Annotated in this window: 20 protein-coding genes; all 20 read left to right on the top strand. The window is 36.9% G+C overall.

Annotation, left to right across the window (positions count from 1 at the left end):
- Positions 1-18: 18 nt before the first annotated feature.
- The 20 genes from ACIQ4I_RS06000 to ACIQ4I_RS05905 all read left to right on the top strand — a co-directional run bounded on the left by ACIQ4I_RS06000 (position 19) and on the right by ACIQ4I_RS05905 (position 23591).
- Positions 19-1725: a proline--tRNA ligase gene (locus ACIQ4I_RS06000; RefSeq protein WP_403093988.1), complete on the top strand. Its 1707-nt coding sequence runs from the start codon at positions 19-21 to the stop codon at positions 1723-1725.
- Positions 1726-1960: 235 nt separating this feature from the next.
- The gene (locus ACIQ4I_RS05995) at positions 1961-6295 is read left to right on the top strand and encodes a PolC-type DNA polymerase III (RefSeq protein WP_403093987.1); all 4335 of its coding nucleotides are present in this window, start codon (positions 1961-1963) and stop codon (positions 6293-6295) included.
- Between the two features lie 129 nt (positions 6296-6424).
- The gene (gene rimP / locus ACIQ4I_RS05990; RefSeq protein ID WP_397537549.1) at positions 6425-6907 is read left to right on the top strand and encodes a ribosome maturation factor RimP; all 483 of its coding nucleotides are present in this window, start codon (positions 6425-6427) and stop codon (positions 6905-6907) included.
- A gap of 20 nt (positions 6908-6927) precedes the next feature.
- Positions 6928-8073 (top strand): transcription termination factor NusA, encoded by a 1146-nt coding sequence (gene nusA / locus ACIQ4I_RS05985; RefSeq protein ID WP_403093984.1) that lies wholly within the window; start codon positions 6928-6930, stop codon positions 8071-8073.
- Between the two features lie 77 nt (positions 8074-8150).
- A complete protein-coding gene (rnpM, locus tag ACIQ4I_RS05980) occupies positions 8151-8429 on the top strand; it encodes an RNase P modulator RnpM (protein WP_403093982.1) in 279 nt (92 codons plus the stop codon).
- On the top strand, positions 8426-8737 hold the full coding sequence (locus tag ACIQ4I_RS05975; protein ID WP_403093979.1) for a YlxQ family RNA-binding protein: 312 nt from the start codon (positions 8426-8428) through the stop codon (positions 8735-8737). Before rnpM ends, ACIQ4I_RS05975 begins: the two co-directional genes overlap by 4 nt.
- Positions 8738-8751: 14 nt before the next feature.
- The gene (infB, locus tag ACIQ4I_RS05970) at positions 8752-11043 is read left to right on the top strand and encodes a translation initiation factor IF-2 (RefSeq protein ID WP_403093975.1); all 2292 of its coding nucleotides are present in this window, start codon (positions 8752-8754) and stop codon (positions 11041-11043) included.
- Entirely contained in the window at positions 11043-11321 is a 279-nt protein-coding gene (locus ACIQ4I_RS05965) for a DUF503 domain-containing protein (RefSeq protein WP_397537554.1), read from the top strand. Before infB ends, ACIQ4I_RS05965 begins: the two co-directional genes overlap by 1 nt.
- 19 nt (positions 11322-11340) lie before the next feature.
- Positions 11341-11688 (top strand): 30S ribosome-binding factor RbfA, encoded by a 348-nt coding sequence (gene rbfA / locus ACIQ4I_RS05960; RefSeq protein ID WP_397537555.1) that lies wholly within the window; start codon positions 11341-11343, stop codon positions 11686-11688.
- Between the two features lie 258 nt (positions 11689-11946).
- Positions 11947-12861, top strand: a complete 915-nt coding sequence (truB, locus tag ACIQ4I_RS05955) for a tRNA pseudouridine(55) synthase TruB (RefSeq protein ID WP_403093972.1) — start codon at positions 11947-11949, stop codon at positions 12859-12861.
- Between the two features lie 11 nt (positions 12862-12872).
- Positions 12873-13820 carry a bifunctional riboflavin kinase/FAD synthetase gene (locus ACIQ4I_RS05950; RefSeq protein WP_403093969.1) on the top strand — a complete coding sequence of 316 codons (948 nt, stop codon included), beginning with the start codon at positions 12873-12875 and terminating at the stop codon, positions 13818-13820.
- 151 nt (positions 13821-13971) lie between these two features.
- Positions 13972-14241 (top strand): 30S ribosomal protein S15, encoded by a 270-nt coding sequence (gene rpsO, locus ACIQ4I_RS05945; RefSeq protein WP_066785740.1) that lies wholly within the window; start codon positions 13972-13974, stop codon positions 14239-14241.
- Between the two features lie 195 nt (positions 14242-14436).
- Positions 14437-16548, top strand: coding sequence for a polyribonucleotide nucleotidyltransferase (gene pnp, locus ACIQ4I_RS05940; RefSeq protein ID WP_403093965.1), 2112 nt, complete (start codon positions 14437-14439; stop codon positions 16546-16548).
- 260 nt (positions 16549-16808) lie between these two features.
- Positions 16809-18038, top strand: coding sequence for a M16 family metallopeptidase (locus tag ACIQ4I_RS05935; RefSeq protein ID WP_403093963.1), 1230 nt, complete (start codon positions 16809-16811; stop codon positions 18036-18038).
- Positions 18039-18116: 78 nt separating this feature from the next.
- Positions 18117-18386: a YlmC/YmxH family sporulation protein gene (locus ACIQ4I_RS05930; protein WP_403093961.1), complete on the top strand. Its 270-nt coding sequence runs from the start codon at positions 18117-18119 to the stop codon at positions 18384-18386.
- Entirely contained in the window at positions 18383-19189 is an 807-nt protein-coding gene (locus ACIQ4I_RS05925; RefSeq protein WP_403093959.1) for a dipicolinate synthase, read from the top strand. Before ACIQ4I_RS05930 ends, ACIQ4I_RS05925 begins: the two co-directional genes overlap by 4 nt.
- Position 19190: 1 nt before the next feature.
- Positions 19191-19778: a dipicolinate synthase subunit B gene (locus ACIQ4I_RS05920; RefSeq protein WP_403093957.1), complete on the top strand. Its 588-nt coding sequence runs from the start codon at positions 19191-19193 to the stop codon at positions 19776-19778.
- 80 nt (positions 19779-19858) lie between these two features.
- Positions 19859-20899: an aspartate-semialdehyde dehydrogenase gene (locus ACIQ4I_RS05915; RefSeq protein WP_403093954.1), complete on the top strand. Its 1041-nt coding sequence runs from the start codon at positions 19859-19861 to the stop codon at positions 20897-20899.
- 15 nt (positions 20900-20914) lie between these two features.
- Positions 20915-21805, top strand: coding sequence for a 4-hydroxy-tetrahydrodipicolinate synthase (gene dapA, locus ACIQ4I_RS05910; protein WP_403093952.1), 891 nt, complete (start codon positions 20915-20917; stop codon positions 21803-21805).
- 118 nt (positions 21806-21923) lie between these two features.
- A complete protein-coding gene (locus ACIQ4I_RS05905; RefSeq protein ID WP_403093949.1) occupies positions 21924-23591 on the top strand; it encodes a ribonuclease J in 1668 nt (555 codons plus the stop codon).
- Positions 23592-23643 lie beyond the last annotated feature (52 nt).

The following is a 23643-nucleotide window of genomic DNA, read 5'->3' as shown; positions in this document are numbered from 1 at the left end:
CAAAGTGAGGTTTTTTTGATGAAACAAAGCAAAACATTTATCCCAACTTTGCGCGAAATACCTGCTGATGCAGACGTTAAGTCTCATCAGCTCTTATTACGTGCTGGTTTTATTCGCCAAAATACAAGTGGGGTTTATTCATACTTACCATTAGGAATTAAAGTACTACAAAAAATTGAACAAATTGTCCGTGAAGAAATGGATGCTGCTGGTGCTGTGGAATTATTAATGCCATCATTGCAACAAGTTGAACTATGGCAAGAATCAGGTCGTTGGGAAGCTTACGGTCCTGAATTAATGCGTTTAAAAGACCGTCATGATCGCCAGTTTGCTCTTGGTCCAACTCATGAAGAAGTCATTACTTCACTAGTGCGTGATGAAATTAAATCATATAAAAAATTGCCTTTAACTTTATATCAAATTCAAACTAAATTCCGAGATGAAAAACGCCCACGCTTCGGTCTACTACGTGGTCGTGAATTTGTGATGAAAGATGCATATTCTTTCCATGCAAACCAAGAAAGTTTAGATGAAACATATCAGGATATGGTTAAAGCTTATACAAATATATTCACTCGTCTTGGCTTGAAATTCCGTGCAGTAATCGCCGATTCTGGCTCAATAGGTGGTACAGATACACACGAATTCATGGTGTTATCTGAAATTGGTGAAGATACAATTGCTTATTCTGATGAAACAGATTACGCAGCTAATATTGAAATGGCTGAGGTAAATGTTGACTATACACATTCAAGCGAAGAAATGAAGGATCTCGAAAAAGTAGCAACTCCAGATCAAAAATCAATTGAAGACGTAGCTACGTTCCTAAATGTTAAACCAGAACAATGTATCAAAACATTAGTATTTAATGTAGATGACGAATTAGTTGTAGTGCTTGCTCGTGGTGATCACGAAATTAATGATATTAAACTAAAACACGCATTAGATGCTGAATCTGTTGAATTAGCAGAAGAAGATGCTATTTTTGAATTATTAAATTGCCATGTAGGTTCATTAGGACCTGTAAAATTACCGGTGAATGTGAAAGTAATAGCAGATAATGCTATCAGATCAATCCGTAATGGTGTAAGTGGCGCCAACGAAGATGGCTATCATTATATTAATGTAAATCCAGGTAGAGATTTTGCTATTGATCGTTATGAAGACTTACGTTTTGTACAAGTTGGTGATCCAACACCAGATGGTAAAGGTACAATTAAATTTGCTGAAGGAATCGAAGTTGGACATGTCTTTAAATTAGGTACAAAATACAGTGATTCCATGAAAGCAACATTCTTAGATGAAAATGGCCGTTCACAACCATTTATTATGGGTTGTTATGGTATTGGTGTTTCTCGTGTAATGGCAGCTGTTGCTGAGCAATTCCAAGATAGCTACGGATTTGTATGGCCTAAACAAGTTGCACCGTATGATATTCACCTAATTTCAGTAAACGAAAAAGATGAAGCGCAAAAAGGCTTAACTGAAGACCTTTACAAATTGTTGCAATCATACCGCTATGATGTGCTGTATGATGACCGTAAAGAACGTGCAGGGGTTAAATTTGCGGATGCAGATTTAATCGGTTTACCAGTACGAGTAACAGTTGGTAAAAAAGCTGCAGAAGGTATTGTTGAAGTTAAATTCCGTCAATCAGGTGAAACATTCGAATGGGCGAAAGAAGAGCTAGTAGATCGCTTAAATAATTTCTTTAATGCTGAATAATTAACGATTGCTAAGGGTCATTTTAGGAGAGAAAGTACACTTGTACTTTCTTTTCTTTATTTAAGGCTCTGTTATATGACATTGTTGATTATTTAATGAATCTTACAAGAGCGAAAGGCGGCGACTCCTGAGAGGAGGCTCGTCGGTTCGTCGTTTCGTTAACATAAAGAGTTACCTGTAACAGAAAAAGAAGCGGTTTGTTCATATATATGTAAGACAGAAAGTAGGTGGGAAGATGGCAAACGAACAAGATTCAAAATTAAAATTCCAGCTCTTATTACAACAGATTAATATGACAGAAGACGTCTTTATGCCATTTTTTGAAGCGGCTGAAATGACACGCTTGACTGTGCATAAAACAGACCGTGTTTGGCGCTTTTCATTGAAATTACAAAATATATTACCTTTTCGTGTATATCAAGATTTTCAAATGCGCTTAGAAGCAGCGTTCTCTCAGATTGCGAATGTTTTCGTTGATATAGAAGCAGAAAATCATCAGGTATCACAACAAATAATTTCAGATTACTGGCTGAAGATTGTCGAAGAAATTGATGAAATGTCTCCACCATTAAGAGAAGAGTTAGTAAAACAATTCCCTGAATGGAATGGACAAAAGCTAATGCTCAATTGTCAACAAGAATTCCAATTGATGACATTAAAAAGTAAATATGCAGAGGTCATTTCAAAGGCATATATGCATTATGGTTTCCCTTATATAGCGATTGATTTTCAATTAAAAGAAACAACGGAAGATTTAGCGGAACAACAACAAGCGTTTCTTGAACAGCGTCGTAAAGAAGAAGCTGCTTTTGCACAAAAAGCTGTAATGGATATGCAAAAACGTGAAAAAGAAAAACAAGAAAATCCTGATTTGGCTGAAGTTGCCGACAGACCTTTCCAATTGGGGATTGCAATAAAACCAGATGAACCTATGATGGAAATTCATCAAATCCAAGATGAAGAACGACGTGTAGTAATTGAAGGCTTTGTTTTTGATGTGGAAGTAAAAGAGTTACGAAGCGGCCGTTCATTGTTAACAATTAAGTTAACCGACTACACCGATTCTATTTTGGTCAAGATGTTCTCACGCGATAAAGAGGATGCAGCTCTTATGCAAATGGCTAAAAAAGGAATGTGGCTAAAAGTACGTGGTTCGGTTCAAAATGATACATTCGTACGTGATTTAATCGTAATGGCTCAAGATATGATGGAAATTAAACCAACATTAAGAGTGGATAAAGCACCAGAAGGGGAAAAACGTGTAGAATTACATTTGCATACACCTATGAGCCAAATGGATGCTGTATCTTCAGTAGATGCACTTGTAGGTCAAGCAGCAAAATGGGGTCATCCAGCAATTGCGATTACCGATCATGCAATTGCACAATCATTCCCTGATGCTTATAATGCAGGTAAAAAATATGGGATTAAAATTATTTATGGTATTGAAGCAAACTTAGTGAATGATGGTGTGCCAATCGCATATGATGACCAACATCGTTTACTTGAAGATGATACATTTGTAGTATTTGATGTGGAAACAACAGGGTTGTCTGCGGCATACGATACGATTATTGAACTTGCGGCAGTAAAGATTAAGAATGGCGATGTAATCGATACATTCGAAAGTTTTGCCAACCCACATCATCCGTTGTCTGCCACAACGATTGAATTAACAAGTATTACCGATGATATGGTCAGAGATGCACCTGAAGTGGTCGACATGATTGCAAAATTCCATGACTTTATCGGAGATGCTATCGTCGTTGCACATAACGCAACATTCGATATTGGTTTCCTTTATGAAGCCTATAAAAAAGCAGGAATTGATGATTTCCATCATCCTGTAATTGATACTTTAGAGCTTGCACGTTTCTTACATCCAGAAATGAAAAACCACCGATTAAATACATTGTGTAAAAAATTCGGTATTGATTTAACACAACATCACCGTGCTATTTACGATACAGAAGCAACAGGCTATCTACTGTTACATTTATTAAAAGAAGCCGACGAACAAGATATTAAATATCATGATGACTTCAACAAACATATAGGTGGAGGAGATGCTTTTAAAAGAGCACGTCCTACACACTGTACGATTTTAGCTGTTGATAATGATGGACTAAAAAATCTGTTTAAACTTGTGAGTGAATCACATGTTAAAACATTCTATCGAGTACCACGAATTAAACGTTCATCATTACAAAAATATCGCCAAGGACTAATAGTGGGTACAGCATGTGATAAAGGTGAATTCTTTACAGCAGTTATGCAAAAATCGATGGATGAAGCGATGGAAGTAGCAAAATTCTATGATTATTTAGAAGTACATCCCAAAGCTGTTTATGCACCTTTAATTGAAGCTGAATTAATTCGCGATGAATGGAATCTAGAAGATATAATTCGTAAAGTTGTGAAAATCGGGAAAAAATTAGATAAACCTGTTGTAGCAACTGGAAATGTTCATTATTTAAGTGAAAATGATGCGGTTTTCCGTAAAATCCTAATACGTTCTCAGGGTGGCGCAAATCCTTTAAATCGTTATGAATTGCCAAAAGTCCATTTAAGAACAACAGATGAAATGTTGCAAGATTTTGCGTTTTTAGGGGAAGATATAGCGAAAGAGATTGTTGTGACGAACTCACAAAAAATAGCAGAAACGATCGGGGATGTTGTACCAGTAAAAGATAAATTGTACACACCTCGTATTGAAGGAGCGGAAGAAACAGTTCGTGAAATGAGTTATAATATGGCGCATAAAATTTATGGACCAAACCTTCCTGAAATAGTAGAGGCGCGTCTTGAAAAAGAATTGGGCTCTATTATTGGCCATGGATTCTCTGTTATTTACCTTATATCACATAAGCTTGTAAAAAAATCATTAAGTGATGGTTATTTAGTAGGTTCTCGTGGTTCAGTAGGATCATCGTTTGTTGCGACAATGATGGAGATTACAGAAGTTAATGCATTACCACCTCACTATATTTGCCCAAATTGCCAGCATGTAGAATTCTTCAATGATGGTTCTGTTGGTTCTGGGTATGACTTACCAAACAAAGATTGTCCTGAATGCGGTACACACTACAAAAAAGATGGACATGATATTCCTTTCGAAACATTCCTAGGTTTTAAAGGGGATAAAGTTCCCGATATCGATTTAAACTTCAGTGGTAGTTATCAACCGCGTGCGCATAACTATACGAAAGTATTGTTTGGTGAAGATTATGCATATCGTGCAGGTACAATTGGTACAGTTGCAGAAAAAACTGCTTACGGATATGTAAAAGGATATGCAACAGACCATAATATAAATATGCGTGGCGCAGAAATTGACCGTCTCGTACAAGGATGTACGGGTGTAAAACGAACAACAGGTCAGCACCCGGGTGGTATTATTGTAGTACCAGATTATATGGATATATACGATTTCTCACCATTCCAATTTCCAGCTGACGCACAGGATGCAGAGTGGAAAACAACACACTTTGATTTCCACTCCATCCATGATAACGTGTTAAAACTTGATATTCTTGGACACGATGACCCGACGGTTATTCGTATGCTTCTTGATTTAACAGGAATTGATCCAAAAACGATTCCGACCGATGATCCTGAAGTTATGAAAATCTTCACAGGACCAGAATCTCTAGGTGTAACTGCTGAACAAATCAATTGTAAAACAGGTACATTAGGAATACCGGAATTTGGAACTAGATTTGTGCGTCAAATGTTGGAAGAAACAAAACCATCTACTTTCTCAGAACTTGTCCAAATTTCAGGTTTATCACATGGTACCGATGTATGGTTAGGAAATGCTAGTGAATTAATCGAAAACGGCACTTGTGTATTATCTGAGGTTATTGGTTGTCGTGATGATATTATGGTTTATTTAATTTACCAAGGTCTCGAACCATCATTAGCATTTAAAATTATGGAGCATGTACGTAAAGGGAAAGGGCTTACTGAGGATATGGAAGCAGCAATGCGAAAAGAAAGTGTTCCTGAATGGTACATCGATTCTTGTAAAAAGATTAAATATATGTTCCCTAAAGCACATGCAGCTGCATATGTATTAATGGCTGTTCGTATAGCATACTTTAAAGTACATTTCCCAATTGTTTATTACTGTGCATACTTTACTGTACGTGCTGATGATTTCGATTTAATCGCAATGGTGAACGGTTCACAAATGATTCGTGCACATATTGATGAGATTGATGCAAAAGGTTTAGAAGCATCGACAAAAGAAAAAAACTTATTAACTGTGTTGGAATTAGCACTTGAAATGTGTGAACGTGGCATGTCATTCCAAAAGGTTGATTTATATCGTTCAAAGGCAACAGAATTTGTTATTGATGGGGAAAGTTTAATTCCACCATTCAATGCAATTCCAGGACTAGGAAATAACGTAGCATACGCTATTGAAAAGGCCAGGGAAGAAGGTGAATTCCTTTCTAAAGAGGATTTGCAAATTCGAGGGCGCGTTTCAAAATCATTAATTGAGTATATGGACAAATTAGGATGCTTAGAAGGGTTACCAGATGCGAACCAACTGTCTCTCTTCTAGAGCTGGTTGCATTTGCTGCTAAATTGTGTTATGATTTAGTCAATTATTTGTTGATAGAACGGCAGCAAAAGAGTGGGATTTCCCGCTCTTTTCTGTTGTTATGACAACTAAGTGAGTCAGGAGGATTGTATGAGCAAAGTTACAACTGAAGTAGAACAATTAGTAACGCCAATAGTAGAAAGTCTAAACCTTGAATTAGTCGAAGTAGAATTTGTTAAAGAAGGTCACGATTGGTTTCTACGCGTTTATGTGGATACTCCTGAAGGAAGCATTGACATTGAGCAGTGTGCTCAAGTTAGTGAATTACTAAGTGTAAAACTGGATGAAGTTGATCCAATTGAACAAAATTATTTCCTTGAAGTTTCCTCCCCAGGGGCAGAACGTCCACTAAAAAAAGATGCAGACTTTGAAAAAGCAATTGATCAATTTGTGCATATTAAATCATATGAAGCCATCAACGGTATGAAAGAATTTGAAGGATATTTAAAATCATACACAGACGAAGGCGCTGAACTTGCTGTACAGATAAAAACTAGAAAAATTACAGTTCTTATACCGAAAGAAAAAATTGCAAAAGCACGCTTGGCAATTGATTTTTCAGCAGAACGTTAACTTTAGGAGTGAAATAGACAATGAGTAAGGAATTAGTCGGTGCACTAAGCGCACTTGAAGCGAAAGGTATCTCAAAAGAGGTGATCGTTGAGGCGATTGAAGCAGCACTAATTAATGCATATAAAAAGAATTATAACCAAGCTGCAAATGTCCGTGTAGACTTAAATTTAGAACGCGGCACAATGAAACTGTATTCTCGTAAAGATGTTGTTGAAGAAGTGGAAGATGAACGTTTACAAATTTCTTTAGCAGATGCTCAAAGAATTAATCCTAATTATGAATTAGGGGATGTTGTTGAAGAAGAAGAAACTCCACGTAACTTTGGACGTATTGCAGCAACTACCGCAAAACAAATTGTTACACAACGTTTCCGCGAAGCAGAACGTGGCATCGTATACGAAGAATATGTAGACCGTGCGGATGATATCATTAATGGTGTTGTAGAACGCTTAGATCCTCGTAATATTTATGTAGGAATTGGTAAAATCGAAGCGGTTCTTCCACAAAACGAACAAATTCCAGGTGAAGTTTACAAACCTCATGATCGTATTAAAGTATATATTACGAAAGTTGAACGCACTTCTCGTGGTCCTCAAGTATTCGTTTCACGTACTCATCCAGGTCTATTACGTCGCTTATTTGAACTTGAAGTACCAGAAATTTTTGAAGGTACAGTTGAAATTAAGTCAATTGCACGTGAAGCTGGTGACCGTTCTAAAATCTCAGTTCTAGCTCACAATGAAGAAGTAGATCCAGTAGGTTCATGTGTTGGTGCTAAAGGTGCACGAGTTCAAACAATTGTTAACGAATTACACGATGAGAAGATTGATATCGTTGAATGGTCAGAAGATCCAGTTGTTTTCGTTGCAAATGCGTTAAGTCCTTCTCAAGTGTTAGATGTGCAAGTAAATGAAGAAGAAAAATCTACTACAGTTGTAGTACCTGATTATCAATTATCATTAGCGATCGGTAAACGTGGCCAAAATGCAAGACTAGCTGCAAAACTTACTGGATGGAAAATTGATATTAAAAGTGAAACAGATGCAACTGAATTAGGAATTTATCCTCGTCAAGAAGCACAAACTGATGTTTATGAAGATATAGATAATGAATCAACTAATGTTGAAGAAGTAGAAGTGGACTTATATAAAGACGACGAAGAATAAAGAAGAGTAGAATGGTTGGTAGGATTGTATTATTTCTTACCAATCAACTCTTAACGCCAAAGGAAAGGTGAGTTCTGATGCCGATCAATCGTAAAGTACCTTTAAGAAAATGCATCGCTACAGGCGAAATGCTTCCAAAGAAAGAAATGATTCGTGTTGTTCGTACAAAAGAGGGAGAAGTCACTGTTGATGTAACAGGTAAAAAATCCGGCCGTGGTGCATATGTTTCAAAATCTGAAGCAGCCATCAAAACAGCTAAGGAAAAAAACGTGTTTGAACGTCAACTTGAAGTGAAAATTCCTGATCAAGTGTACGACGATTTAATGGCAATCGTTAGTAAGGAACCATCAGTATGAATCCAGAACAAGCAATCTATAATTTATTAGGGTTAGCCACTCGTGCTCGTAAAGTGGTTACCGGAGAAGAACAAGTAATTAAGGAAGTACGAGGACAAAACGCAAAACTTGTGATTTTATCAACCGATGCTTCCAAAAATACACGAAAAAAAATGCAAGATAAATGTAAGTCTTTTAACGTTGAGCTACATGAATTTGCGACAAGAGATCTTCTTGGACACGCTATGGGTAGGGAGGCGAGAGTTTCCGTAGCTATTATGGACAGTGGTTTTGCAAAAAAACTGTCAGTGCTACTCAACGAAATCTAACCGGGGGTGAATACATGACAAAATTACGAGTTCATGAATATGCGAAACAAGTAAGTAAGTCAAGTAAAGAAGTGATCGAACAGTTATCCAAGCTCCAAATTGACGTAAAAAACCATATGTCTATGTTAGAAATAGAAGCGATTAGCAAATTGGATGGTGTATATAAAAAGAACAGCAGTACACAACCAACATATCACAAGGAACAATCAAAAGGACAGCCAGGAACTCGTCCTGTAGCACGAAAAGAGCAAACCTCTTCTAGTCCTGCTCAAACAAAACAAAAAACTACACAAGGAAGTACTATGAATAATAATTCGACTTCAAGAGATAATTCAAAACCAAAACAAAATACAAATAATAGTCAAGGCCGTTCAAATAATAACGGTAATAATAATAACAATCGCGGAGGTCGCGGAGGAAACTCTCAAGGCGGCAACTCTCAAGGCGGCAACCGTAACTTTAACCAAAGACGAAAACCAGGGATCAATGGTGGTCAACGTCGTAAAAACCGTCCACAAGTGCCACAACCAGTTGTGAAAAAAGAACTACCAGAAAAAATTACTTTCTTTGAATATTTAACAGTTGGTGATTTAGCAAAAAAATTAGGTCGCGAACCATCTGAAATTATTAAAAAATTATTTATGCTTGGTGTTATGGCCACAATCAACCAAGAGTTAGAACAAGATGCCATCGAGTTAATTTGTGCTGATTACGGTGTAGAAGTAGAAGAAGAAGTACGTATTGATGTTACAGACCTTGATACTTATTTCGAAGAAGATGAAAATGAAAACCTAGCAGATATCAAAGAACGTCCTCCAGTTGTAACAATTATGGGACACGTAGACCATGGTAAAACAACATTATTGGACTCAATTCGTAATACGAAAGTTACTGAAGGTGAAGCTGGTGGTATCACACAACATATTGGTGCTTATCAAGTTGTTGTAAAAGGTAAAAAAATTACTTTCTTAGATACACCAGGACACGCAGCATTCACAACAATGCGTGCACGTGGAGCAAAAATCACCGATTTAACGATTTTAGTTGTAGCTGCAGATGATGGTGTAATGCCTCAAACAATTGAAGCTATTAACCATGCAAAAGCTGCAGAAGTTCCAATTATTGTAGCTGTCAACAAAATGGATAAACTAACATCAAACCCAGATCGTGTTATGCAAGAATTAACTGAACATGGTTTAGTTCCTGAAGCTTGGGGTGGCGATACAATCTTTGTTCCTATCTCAGCTTTAAAAGGTGACGGCATCGAGCAATTATTAGAAATGATTTTACTCGTTTCTGAAGTAGGCGAGCTAAAAGCAAATCCTAAACGCCGTGCAATTGGTTCTGTTATTGAAGCACAATTAGATAAAGGTCGCGGTTCAGTTGCTACATTATTAGTACAAAACGGTACTTTAAATGTCGGCGATCCAATCGTAGTAGGTCATACATACGGTCGTGTCCGTGCTATGGTCAACGATTTAGGTCGTCGTGTAAAATCTGCAGGTCCATCAACTCCAGTTGAAATTACAGGATTAAATGAAGTGCCACAAGCTGGAGATCGCTTTGTCGTATTTGAAGATGAAAAAACAGCTCGTCAAGTTGGGGAAGCTCGTGAAACTACTGCTATCCAAGCGCAACGTTCAGAAAAACAACGTGTAACACTTGATAACTTATTTGAACAAATGAAACAAGGCGATATGAAGGAATTAAACCTAATCGTAAAAGCAGATGTTCAAGGTACAGTAGAAGCTATGGCTGCATCTCTTATGAAAATTGATGTAGAAGGCGTAAACGTGAAAATTATCCATACAGGCGCTGGAGCTATCACTGAATCAGATATCTCACTTGCAGCTGCTTCAAATGCAATCGTTATCGGCTTTAACGTACGTCCAGACGTTAATGCAAAACGTGCTGCTGAAGCAGAAGGCGTAGATATTCGTCTTCACAAAATCATTTATAAAGTAATCGAAGAAATTGAAGCTGCGATGAAAGGTATGCTTGATCCTGAGTTCGTAGAAAAAGTAATTGGATCTGCTGAAATACGTGAAACATTCAAAGTTTCTAAAGTGGGTACAATTGCTGGTGGTTATGTAACTGAAGGTAAATTAACACGTGATAGTGGCGTTCGAGTAATCCGTGATGGTATTGTAATATTTGAGGGAGAATTAGATTCTCTTAAACGTTTCAAAGATGATGCTAAAGAAGTCGCAAAAGGTTATGAATGTGGTTTCACAGTTAAAGCTTACAACGATATTAAAGTTGGCGACGAAATTGAAGCATTTATCATGGAAGAGATTAAACGCTAATGATTGTATATGCAGAGTGTGAATTTTTTGTCCCTTCTGCACATTCGCTAAAAGAGAAGAGAGCTGTATTACAACGTATGATTACTCGTACAAAACAAAAATACAATGTCTCAATAGCGGAAATTGATCATCAAGATGTTTGGCAAAGAACACTTCTAGCACTTGTATCGGTTGCATCAACGCAACAAGCAGCTGAAAAAGAGCTAGGACGTGCCATTGCATTTCTAGAATCTAACCCTGAATGGCAATGTCTCAACATACAACGAGAGTTTTTATAGAAATTGAGGTGAAACGATTATGTCAATGCGCTCAAACCGTGTTGCAGAACAAATGAAAAAAGAACTTGCAGATATTATTGGCCGTAAGTTAAAAGATCCACGAGTTGGATTTGTTACTGTAACAGATGTAGATGTAACAGGTGACCTACAACAAGCAACTGTATATATTACTAGCTTAGGTTCAGAAAGAGAACGTCAAGATACGATGAAAGGTCTAGAAAAAGCAAAAGGCTTTATTCGATCTGAGATTAGTAAACGTATTCGTTTACGAATTACACCCGAAATTTCATTTGAGTTTGACTCATCTGTTGAGTACGGTAATCGAATTGATACATTGTTACGTCAACTACACGATTCGCAAGAATAATCGAAAAAAGCCTGCAGATCTATTATTTGCAGGCTTTTTCTGTTAATAAAAATAGCGTAACACGCCCGAATTATGGGAAATAGCCTAAGTTTGCTACTTCGTGTTGCGATGGCTATCGATCACCATCCTGTGGACTTTCTAAAGGTAAATATTTTTAACCTGAAGAGGTGCTTTTTGCCTCAATGGTTAAAGTTATTTAACACAGTTGGACTGGAGTGTGTAGTCGAAATAAAATTAAAAGTAAAGGAGTGAATATGCATGCAGCATGGTATTCTCCCATTATGGAAAGAAAGAGGCATGACCTCTCATGATTGTGTATTTAAAATCCGTAAAATCTTACATACAAAAAAGGTAGGGCATACAGGGACGTTAGACCCCGGTGTTGAAGGTGTACTACCAATTTGTATTGGCAATGCAACAAGACTCGCTGAATATTTAACAGATACTGGAAAAGTGTATGAAGCAATCATAGAAATTGGGACAACCACTACAACAGAAGATGCTGAAGGCGAAGTTGTAGAAGAAGATACAACAGAAAAACATATTACTCGCACGCAAGTTTTAGAAGCTTTAAAATCATTAACAGGTGTTATATCTCAAACACCACCAATGTTTTCAGCTGTCAAGGTAAATGGGCGTAAATTATATGAATATGCTAGAAGTGGTGAAGTTGTTGAACGTCCTACTCGTCAAATAACAATTTATACGCTAGATTTACTTGATGATTGTGAAATATATGAAGGAAAGAGTATTACTTTCCCTGTTCGTATTGCCTGTAGCAAAGGGACTTACATTCGTACACTAGCTGTTCAAATTGGTGAGGAACTTGGTTATCCTGCTCATATGGCATCCTTAGTTCGTACAAAATCAGGTACGTTTACAAAAGATGATTGCGTGACATTAGAGCAATTACAAGAAAAAGTAGAGAATGAACAATTAAGAGATTGCATTAAACCGTTAGAATATGCATTGACGGATTTTCCACATATTGAAATTACACCAGATATTCTTAAGAAAATAATTAATGGCCAAGTTTTACCAATGCATCCTTCTCTTGAAGAACATGATAAAATAGTTTATATGGAAAATAACAAAGCGGTTGCTGTCTATGTAAAGCATCCGGAGAAAAAGGGACTTATGAAACCAGAAAAAATGTTCCCGAAAGTTGATTAGGAGGCAATCGTATGAAAGTCATTCAACTGATGTACCCTCATCAAATTAGTTCAAAGGAAATTGAGGGACCATATTCATTAGCAGTTGGATTTTTCGATGGGGTACACCGTGGACATCAAGCTGTTATAGAAGAAGCAAAAACAAATGCAAAAAATAAAAATTTAAAATTAGCGGTAATGACATTCGACCCGCATCCATCTATTGTTTTAGGACAACGTAAAGAACAAGTATTTTACATCACGCCTCTAAAACAAAAATTGGAAATTTTAGAAGAACTACAAGTTGATACAGTATTTGTCGTTCGATTTACATCAGATTTTGCTATATTAAGCCCACAACAATTTGTAGATGTGTTTATCCGTAATTTAAGTATAAAACATGTAACAGCAGGATTTGACTACACATTTGGTGCGATGGGACGTGGTACGATGAAGGATTTAGAAGAAATGAGTAATGGAGATTATGAAGTTTCAATAGTTGAAAAGCAACAGCAAGAATCAGATAAAATTAGCTCAACTAATATTCGCAAAGCGTTAAAAGAAGGAGATATGGAGCGGGTTCGTCTACTTCTAGGTCGTCCTTTTCAAATCCCAGGAATTGTCGTTCATGGGGACAAGCGCGGTAGACAAATTGGTTTTCCCACAGCCAATGTTCAAGAAGTGGAAGGATCCTTTATCCCAGCCATAGGTGTTTATGCAGTTCGCTTACTTGTTCAAAATGAATGGCATGACGGTGTATGTAATGTAGGATTTAAACCTACTTTCAAAAATCCTGATGAAAAGAATTTAACAATTGAAGTATATATTAATAATTTTGATAAAAATATATACGGAGAAGAAGTAAAAGTGGATTGGTATAAATATCTTCGCGGTGAACAAAAATTTGATGGAATCGAGTCTTTAAAAGCTCAAATTGAATTAGATAAACAACATGCAATGGAATACTTAAGTCATTGCTAGTTTCATGAATTATAGTTGCATGAGGGAAATCTTTGTGTTAATATTTCTAAAGTGACTTGCTTACAGCTGGTACTAAACCATTACTTGGCACATCGAATCACCAACGAGTAGCTCAGTAATCGGGGATATTTCAATTTAGGAGGTGAATTGGATGGCACTAACACAAGAACGTAAAAACGAAATCATTGCTGAATACCGTACTCATGAAAGTGATACAGGTTCACCAGAAGTTCAAATCGCTGTCCTTACGGAAGAGATTAACAACTTAAACGAACATTTACGTGTTCACAAAAAAGACCACCACTCTCGTCGCGGTTTATTCAAAATGGTCGGACGTCGTCGTAACTTATTAAAATACTTACGTGAAAATGACGTACAACGCTACCGTGAAATCATTACTAAACTCGGCTTACGTCGATAAAATGCAATTTTGTGAAAGCGGGCTTGTCCCGCTTTTTCTTTATGCTTCAATAAATCTAACCTCCTATTTAATAATTGAAACTGAAGTTTAGAGAAATGTTTCGCAAAGCATTATTTTTTTTGATAAACTACAAGTAACTACATAACATAAACATATATGTGATTAGGTTTTCTTTTTAAGAGAGGAGTTCTATATATGAACGAGAAAAAGGTTTTTACCTATGAATGGGCAGGACGACCTTTGCAAATTGAAGTTGGTCAGCTCGCAAAACAAGCTAATGGGGCCGTTATGGTACGTTATGGAGAAACAGCTGTGTTATGTAACGCAACAATGTCCAAACATCCTAAACAAGCGGATTTCTTCCCATTAACAGTAAACTACGAAGAAAAATTATACGCTGCTGGTAAAATTCCAGGTGGATTTATTAAACGTGAAGGACGACCATCTGAGAAAGCGGTTCTTACATCACGCTTAATCGACCGTCCAATTCGACCTCTTTTCCCAGATGGCTTCCGTAACGAAGTCCAAGTTATTTCAATGGTCATGTCAGCAGATCAAGATTGCAGTACAGAAATGGCAGCGATGCTTGGTTCATCATTAGCACTTATGGTGTCTGATATTCCATTTGATGGCCCAATCGCCGGCGTTCAAGTTGGTATGATAGACGATAAATTTATCGTTAACCCAACAGTTGAACAATGGAAAGATTCTATCATCAACTTAGCAGTTGCTGGTACAAAAGATGCAATTAACATGGTTGAAGCAGGTGCTCTAGAAGTACCGGAAGAAACTATGCTTGAAGCAATCATGTTCGGTCATGATGAAATTAAAAAATTAATTGCATTCCAAGAAGAAGTAACAGCTCAAGCTGGTAAAGAAAAAATTGAAGTTGTTCTTCATGAATTAGATGCAGAGCTGACTGAAGCAATCACTTCTGAATACGAAGAAAAGATGAATGCAGCAATCCAAACTCATGAAAAGCATGCTCGTGATGAAGCAATTGAAGCTGTAAAAGCAGAAGTTTTAGCGAAATACGAAGATCAAGAAGCAGACGAAGAAACATTAAAACAAGTAAATCAAATTTTAGATAAAATGGTTAAAGAAGAAGTACGCCGTTTAATTACTGAAGAAAAAATCCGTCCAGATGGTCGGAAATTAGATGAAATTCGTCCATTATCTTCTGAAGTAGGTTTACTACCTCGTGCACATGGTTCAGGCTTATTCACTCGTGGACAAACTCAAGCATTATCTATTTGTACATTAGGTGCATTAAGTGATGTTCAAATTATTGATGGTCTTGGAGTGGAAGAATCTAAACGTTTCATGCACCACTATAATTTCCCACAATTCTCTGTTGGTGAAACTGGTCCAATGCGTGGCCCTGGTCGTCGTGAAATTGGTCACGGTGCTCTAGGTGAGCGTGCATTATCAGCAATCATTCCTGATGAAAAAGACTTCCCATACACTATTCGTTGTGTATCAGAAGTATTGGAATCAAATGGTTCAACTTCACAAGCTAGTATTTGTGGATCATGTCTAGCACTTATGGATGCAGGTGTGCCAATTAAAGCACCAGTTGCCGGTATTGCAATGGGGCTTGTTAAAAAAGGCGATTATTACTCAATCTTAACAGATATTCAAGGTATGGAAGATCACCTTGGTGATATGGACTTTAAAGTTGCTGGTACAGCTAAAGGTGTTACTGCACTTCAAATGGATATTAAAATTGATGGACTTTCTCGTGAAATCCTTGAGGAAGCTTTAGTTCAAGCAAAACGCGGTCGTATGATTATTCTTGACTCTATGCTTGCTACTCTTGCTGGACCAAACGAACATCTATCAACATATGCGCCAAAAATCAAACGTATCCATATTAATCCAGATAAAATCCGCGATGTTATCGGACCTGGAGGTAAACAAATCAACAAAATCATTGAAGAAACTGGCGTGAAAATTGATACAGAACAAGATGGAACAATTTTCATCTCATCTTCTGACGAAACAATGATTAACCGTGCAAAAGAAATCATCGAAAATATTGTTCGCGAAGCACAAGTGGGCGAATATTATATGGGTAAAGTAAAACGTATCGAAAAATTCGGTGCTTTCCTTGAAATCTTCCCAGGTAAAGATGGTTTACTACACATCTCCGAAATTCAAGAAGAACGTACAAAAGCAGTAGAAGATGTCTTGAAATTAGACGATGAATTAATGGTGAAAGTAATTGAAATCGACCGTCAAGGCCGTGTCAACCTATCACGCAAAGTAGTACTCAAAGAAGAAAAAGAACGCGAAGAATCAAAATAAAAGCGGAACACGCCTGTTAAGCCCCGACAAGCGAATGTCCTTTACCCGCAGAGGCGCTTTTTGCCTCAAAGGGTAAAGGTTATTCGACCTCGAGGGGCTGGCGTGAGCAGCTGGATAAAATAAAAGCGGAACACGCCCGTTAAGCCCTGAAAAGCTCACGTTCATGTTTCATCTTAGTTTTGTATTTACAATTTAAAAATCACGAGGTTGTCCGTTTTGTATAAAATGGCAACCTCTTTTTTACATAAGGAGGAAACCGTTTGGTTACAAAACATATATGCCAAAATGGAGTACGAATATTAGTTGAAAAATTGCCCTATGTACGATCTGTTTCAATGGGGATTTGGGTTAATGTAGGTTCTGGAAACGAACGTCCCGAAGAGAATGGTATCACACATTTTATCGAACATATGCTATTTAAAGGTACATATAGTAGAACTGCTAAAGAAATTGCAGAGTCTTTTGACCGAATTGGTGGACAATTAAACGCCTTTACGTCAAAGGAAAATACATGCTACTATGCTGTAACACTAGATCATCATGCTATCGAGGCAATAACCATATTAGCCGATATGTTTTTTCATTCGAAATTTGCAGAAGCCGACATAGAAAAAGAACGGCATGTCATCTTTGAAGAAATGGCGATGGTAGAAGATACACCTGATGATGATGTGGATGAACGACTTTGGAGCGTGATGTATCCCAATCATTCAATGGGGGCCCCTATTTTAGGAACAGAAGAAACGTTAGCATCCTTTACTAAAGATAAAATTGAAACTTATATGGATGAAAATTACACACCAGATAGAGTCGTCATTTCAGTTGCTGGGAATGTATCGGACCAGCTAGTAAATAAAATCATTACACTATTTGATCAATTTACAAACACTACTCATCAAACGAAAAAAATTGTAACAATTCCAAAGTTTGTACATGGGCAAACAAATAAAGAAAGTAATACGGAACAATCTCATCTTGCCTTAGGTTATGAGGGGCTGACAGTAAAAGACTCTGATTTAGTAAGTTTACTAGTAGTCAACAATATTTTAGGAGATGCGACATCCTCAAGACTATTCCAGAAAGTGCGAGAGGAGAAGGCATTAGCGTATTCAGTTTTCTCCTATTATTCTGCATATGAGAATGCTGGAGCTTTTATGATTTATGGTGGTACTTCCCCGGATAAACTTACTGTATTGGAAGAAACGATTCTTCAAATAACAGAGCAATTGGTAAACGATGGAGCATCTGAAATTGAGATTCAGTATGCCAAAGAACAATTAGAAAGTAATTTAATACTAGGACTTGAAACATCGAATGATTTTATGAATCGTAATGCCAAAAATGAACTAGTATTTGGTGAAGCGAAATCAGTTGAACAAACTTTGCAGGAACTATATGCTGTTGATGAAGAAAGTGTCAATCGAGTTATTCGAAATTTGTTAACAAAACCATATGCAAAATCTGTGATTCAGCCAGCTAAGGGGATATAAGCGTATCTCCTTAGCTTTTTTATGCACGGGAAGAGCTTGGGCGACATACACTGTTATTACGGGAAAAGGAGGGATTGAATGCTCTTATCGGAGCTTGCAGAAAAAGAGTTGATTCAGATTAAAGATGGTGTACGTTGTGGATTACTCGCTGAAACTGAGTGTTTACTTAATGCTAAAACTGGGCAGATCTACGGTTTTGAATTAGTTCAAAAAGGTTATCGTTTACCTTTTCAAGCAAAAGAAAATAAAGTACAATCATTTATTCCATGGACAGAAATATCGTTAATTGGAGAAGATCGCATTTTATTTAAAAAAACACAGCCTCTTTCATCGGGGTATATAAAATGACGATGGAGAAATGGCTAATATTGGGGAAGGATTTGCGGTTTAAGGAGTTAGCGGTGCAGCTTTCTCTTGATTTTGAACAAGTAATTTATAAGTATACAGATAATTGGAATGACGAAATACAACAGATTGTTTCGACAGAGAAGCCACAAAGAATCGTATTGCCAATTCATGCTGTCGATCTACCTAAATATGCTTTCGAGGCGTTACAAAAGGATACAGTCATATTTGTAGGTAAAAGTAATCAAACGTTACAGCAAGAACTTCAATATCTAGACGAAGAGCGAGTGATTTACTATTTACAAGATGAATCCTATATATGGCTAAATGCAAGATTAACATCAGAGGGAATGCTTTGTGCATTTTATGAGCTTGAGAGTGCATCGGTTTATGGGAAATCATTTTATGTTACTGGATTTGGTAGAGTAGCAAAAATGCTTGCATACATGTTGCACAAATTAGGAGCAAATGTGCATATTTTAGCAAGGTCAAACAGTCAAATCCAAGAAGCAATTGCCTATGGGTACGTAGCTTCGCAGCTAATACCTGAAAATATGACAAAACCATATTATTTAATCAATACAATCCCAAATAAATGGTTTACAGACGAATTTAATCAACAATTTGATAACTCAGTTAAAATCTTTGATGTAGCATCAGCTCCGGGATGCTTAAATGTTGAAGATGCCCAGAGTGTAAACTATATTTTACTACCTGGCCTTCCTGGAAAGTATTTTCCACAGGATGCAGCAAATCTATTAGCACAAGTAATCATACGAAAAAATAATGAACTAAAGGAGGGGTAAAGTGTTAGAGGGAAAACGTATTGGCCTTGGCATAACTGCGTCACACTGTACTTACGAAGATGTAATACCTAAAATTACAACTTTAACTGAACAAGGTGCAACTGTTGTGCCTATTATCACAAATTCGGTATTAACAGCTGCGACACGCTTCGGTACCGGTGCAGAGTGGATTGAAAAAATAGAAGCTTTAGCCGGGCATGAAGTCATTAAAAGCATCGTAGAAGCAGAACCTTTTGGACCTTCCAATCCTCTCGATTGTATGGTTATTGCTCCGATGACTGGAAACTCTATTAGCAAATTTGCAAATGCAGCAACGGATTCTCCAGTATTGATGGCTGCTAAAGCTACTTTACGAAATGGTAGCCCGGTTGTATTAGGAATTTCAACAAATGACGCACTTGGATTGAATGGAGTAAATATCATGAAATTGTTAAATACTAAAAATATCTTCTTCATTCCTTTTGGTCAAGATAATCCGATTGGTAAACCGAATTCATTGATTTCTGATTTTACGCAGTTATTACCTACGGTTGTAGCTTCCTTAGAAAAGAGACAATTACAGCCTTTAATAATTCAATATACTAAATAATTAAATTATTATATTAAAACCTTAAGACTTATGATACAATAGCGCCAATATCTAATGAAGAGTTGAGGAGAGATAGTATGATGGCTAAAGAATATACAGTAGCAGTTGTTGGAGCTACAGGGGCAGTAGGAACAAAAATGATGGAACAGCTTGCAAAACGTAAGTTTCCTATTGGAAAGTTGAAGTTACTTGCATCAAAACGTTCTGCCGGTAAAGAACTTACATTTAATGGTCAAACATACACAATAGAAGAGGCCACTCCAGAAGCATTTGAAGGAGTAGATTTTGCATTATTTAGCGCGGGTGGTTCCGTTTCTAAAGCGTTAGCACCTGCTGCAGCAGAACGTGGAGCAGTTGTGATTGACAATACAAGTGCATTTCGCATGGATCCAGAAGTGCCATTAGTTGTACCAGAAGTAAATCCACAAGATTTAGCAACACACAAAGGTATTATTGCAAATCCAAACTGTTCAACTATACAAATGGTTGCAGCAATTGAACCAATCCGCCAAGCATTTGGATTGAAAAACTTAATTGTTTCTACATATCAAGCCGTTTCAGGGTCAGGAATAAGCGCGATTGAAGAACTAAAAGAACAAAGCTTACATTTTGACCAGGCAAAGAATGTAGAAGCACATGTTTTACCTGTAAAAGGCGATAAAAAACATTATCCGATTGCTGGAAATGTCATTCCACAAATTGATGTATTCACTGACAATGGTTTCACATATGAAGAAATGAAAATGATTAATGAAACAAAGAAAATTATGCATGCACCAGAATTACCAGTTGCTGCAACATGTGTCCGTGTACCAGTAGTTGCTGGACATTCTGAATCTGTTTATATTGAAATTGATCAATCAGACGTAACTGTGGAAAGTATTAAAAGAGTATTGCAAGAAGCACCAGGTGTAATTGTGCAAGATGATATATCGTCACAAGTCTATCCAATGCCAATTTACACTGAAGGCGAAGATGAAGTATTTGTTGGACGTATTCGAAAAGACTTAACAAAAGATAATGCTTTCCATCTTTGGATTGTGTCAGATAACTTATTAAAAGGTGCTGCATTAAATTCAATTCAAATCGCAGAGAAGATGATTGAAGACGGATTAATCTAAGGGGGGGCATAACAAGTGAATATTGGTAATGTTGCTACTGCTATGATTACACCGTTCCGTGAAGATGGTTCAATTCATTTTGAGAAGGTTTCAGAAGTAATAGAGCATTTAATAGCAAACGGTACCGATGCAATTGTTGTTTGTGGCACAACAGGTGAATCGCCAACATTGTCACATGACGAGAAAGTTGCTTTAATTCATTTTGTTGTGAAAAAAGTTGATAAAAGAATCCCTGTTATTGCAGGGACTGGGAGCTATAATACACAAGCTTCGTTGGAACTTACCAAAGAGGCTGAAGCGGTTGGTGTTGATGGAGTTATGTTAGTTTGTCCTTATTACAACAAACCAAGTGAACGAGGCATCTATGCACATTTTGCAACAATTGCAAAATCCACATCGTTACCAGTAATGTTGTACAATATTCCAGGACGTTCAATCGTGAATATACAACCGAAAACTATTTTAGAGTTAAGTGGAATTCCGAATATTCAGATCATCAAAGAGGCTAGTGGTAGTTTAGATCAAATGACAGAAATTATAGCTGGAGCACCTGAAGGATTAAAAATATATTCAGGGGATGATGGCTTAACATTACCTCTACTAGCTATTGGAGGTTCAGGTGTTATTTCCGTTGCATCACATATAGTGGGCAATGATATGCAAAAAATGGTTGCATTATTTAAAGAAGGTCGTCATCAAGAAGCAGCAACGATACATCAAGCATTATTACCAATAATTCGAGCTTTATTTTCTACGCCAAGTCCTTCAACTGTAAAATACGCATTAGCCAAAATAGGAATAGGGTCAGAAAATGTTAGATTACCGATTGTAAGACTGACAGATAAAGAAAAATTAGCCTTTGACCATGCGTGGGAAGAATATTTGGAAAAGCAAAAACAATTTTAGAAAATAATTTTTTGAATGGGTAGCCTTGCCCATTCTTTTTTTGTTTGTGAAAACTCCCAACAATAGATATAATGGGAGTAAGTGGTTTGTGTTCGGGATTATTTTAGGAGGAAATCAAGTGGCAAAAACAAAAAATGAAGTTATTCGCGTCATTCCACTAGGTGGCGTTAGTGAAATCGGAAAAGCTATGTATGTCGTTGAAATCGACGAAGAGCTTTTTGTAGTAGATAGTGGACTTATGTTTCCTGAGGATGAAATGCTAGGAATAGACTATGTTATTCCTGACATGTCGTACTTAGAAGAAAACAAATCTCGTGTGAAAGGTATTTTCCTAACACACGGTCATGAAGATGCTATTGGTTCAGTAGCATATCTTTTACAAAAAGTTAGTGCACCTGTCTATGGATCTAAATTGACAATTGCATTGGCAAAAGAACATTTAAAAGATTTACCTGCTCCATACCCTGTCAAATTTTTTGAAGTAACTAGCAAGAGTCGTATGAATTTCCAATCAACTTATGTAACATTTTTCCATACGACTCATAGCATCCCAGATTCATTAGGTATTGCTTTCCATACTTCAGAAGGTGCGATTGTGCATACTGGAGAGTTTAAATTTGACCAGTCAGCTCAAGGTAAATACAAACCTGATATTGGGAAAATGGCTACGTTAGGTGAAGAAGGAGTATTCATCTTAATGTCTGATTCAACTGAAGCAGAACGCCCAGGATATACAATCCCAGAAAATGTTATTCGTGAAAAACTAGCAAAAACGTTCCACCATGCAGAAGGAAGAATTTTAGTTGCGCTTTATGCATCAAACTTTATTCGCATTCAACAAGTATTCGATCAAGCAACAGCTGATGATCGCAAAATTGCAGTTGTTGGACGTAGTTTAGAACATGTATTTGAAATTGGTATGCGTTTAGGTTATCTTTCTGTAGATCCAGAACGAATTATTCCAATTAGTAAAATTAATGACTATCCTGATGAAGAAATTGTAGCAATTATTACTGGTAACCAAGGTGAACCACTAGAAGGATTAGAAAAAATCATCCGCAAACACCACCGCGATATCCGTATTAAATCTACAGATACAGTACTTATTACATTTACACCATCTCCAGGTATGGAGGTGCAAATTGCTGATACAATGAATAGCCTTGCAAAAGCAGGTGCTAAAGTATTGTCAGCTGATAAAAAAGTCCATGTTTCAGGACATGGCGCACAAGAAGATTTGAAGTTGATGTTAAATCTTATGAAACCAAAATACTTTATCCCGATTCAAGGGGAATATCGTATGCTTATCGCACACTCTAAATTAGCTCAACAAACGGGTTTATCAAAATCTCAAATTTTTATTGCTGATAAAGGTGATATTGTCGAATATAAGAGCGGTAAAATGCGTATGAGTGGCCGAGTAACTGCTGGTAATGTTTTAATCGATGGTATAGGTGTTGGTGATGTAGGCAATATCGTCTTACGTGACCGTAAATTACTTAGCCAAGATGGTATTTTTATCGTTGTCGTAACAATTAATCGTCAACAGAAAAAAATTGCCTCAGGTCCAGAAATTTTATCTCGTGGATTTGTTTATGTAAGAGAATCTGAAGAGTTACTAAGTGAATCTTCTGAATTAGTGAAAACAGTTGTCGAAAAATATGTGAATAAAGGATCATATGAATGGACAAGTATAAAACAAGAAATCCGTGACACGCTAAACTCTTATTTATTCCAAAAAACGAAACGCCGACCAATGATTATCCCTATTATTATGGAATATTAATGCGTAAGCGGACAAAAAGGATTTCCTAACCTCTGGTATGGTAGGAAATCCT

It is taken from the genome of Rummeliibacillus sp. NPDC094406 (assembly GCF_044763875.1).
In the GTDB taxonomy this organism is placed as follows: domain Bacteria; phylum Bacillota; class Bacilli; order Bacillales_A; family Planococcaceae; genus Rummeliibacillus.
This window is presented reverse-complemented; position numbering and strand designations above follow the sequence as displayed.